1 protein-coding gene is annotated in these 1,122 nt (G+C 67.8%); it reads right to left on the bottom strand.

All coding sequences use genetic code 11. The features are described from left to right. Positions 1-136 precede the first annotated feature (136 nt). Positions 137-1,122: c-type cytochrome (locus ACSFA3_RS25060; RefSeq protein WP_435508053.1), on the bottom strand; the 986-nt coding region annotated here is incomplete at its 5' end.

The raw sequence follows: 1,122 nt of genomic DNA, 5'->3' as shown, positions 1-1,122 counted from the left end.
CGAGCCGCAGCATTTCCACTTCCTTGCTGAATGAGACTTCCAAGAGTTTCGGCTCCGATGTTCGTTGGGGGGAGGGTTCGGGGTGCGCAGTGCCAGCACCGTGCATCCGCCGGTGCCGCACGCCGGAAGAGGGCGTTTATTTGGGAGGCGGCTTGGGCGCCGCGCCGGGAAAGCGCGCCACGTAATAGGCGAGGGTGTCCAGGTCCTCCGGCGGAACGCGGCCCACCGCTTCGCCCATGGCCTGCGTGTAGCCCGGGCGCTTGCCCGTGCGGAAGCCTTGCAGGGAGAGCTGCAGATAGTCTTCGTGCTGCTGCGCGATGCGCGGCACCTGCTGGCCGCCGCTCAGGTCGGCGCCGTGGCAGAGCAGGCAGCGATGTTCCTGGGCCAGCGCCTGGCCGCGAGCCATGCGCGCCGGGTCGGCCGGCGTGGCAGGCGGCGGAGCCGGCACCGCGGGCAGGGTGGCGATGAAGTCCGAGAAGCCGCGCAGGTCTTCGTCCTTCATGGTCTTCGCCACTGCAGTCATCGCCGGGTTGTCGCGCCGGCCTTCGCGGAAGAGATACAGCTGCGTGATCGCGTAGAACGAATGCTGCCCTGCGAGCACCGGCGTGCCTGCCATGTCGCTGCGGCCGTTGGCGCGCTGCAGGCGGGCCCGGATGATCAGGTCCTGCATCGTGTCGTGGATGTCGCCCACCGCATCGGCATTGCCGCGCTGGGTGATGATCGGAATGTTCGCAAGGCCCGGCCCTTTGAAGCTGTTCTTGAAGCCGCCCGCATAGGTGAGCTTCAGCGCGTCGGGGTCTGCCTCGGAGCGCGCCGCCTGCGTGTTGCCGTCGCCGTCGTAGCCGCCGACCTTCTGGTTCAGATCGAGGAATTCCGTTACCGAGATGGCGCCGCTGTTCAGCGCAGCCAGGCCGTACTGCACGCCGATGTTGTCCATCGGCCGCCGCGCCTCCTGCGTGCCGGGGCGCTTGCCGAGCAGGTTCACGTTGGTCTGGAACAGGTCGCAGCGGATGCGGTTGGGGTTGGGCGCGCGGTTGAACACGTTCGTCAGATGGGCCGCTTCGAGACAGCCGCAGCCAACCGTGTTGTCGGACTGGATGAGGCTCGCGAAGGACAGGTCCC

This window comes from Variovorax glucosi, from assembly GCF_051216695.1.
In the GTDB taxonomy this organism is placed as follows: Bacteria; Pseudomonadota; Gammaproteobacteria; order Burkholderiales; family Burkholderiaceae_C; genus Variovorax.
Note: the sequence above shows the minus strand (reverse complement) of the source record. Positions and strands in the feature narration are given on the sequence as shown.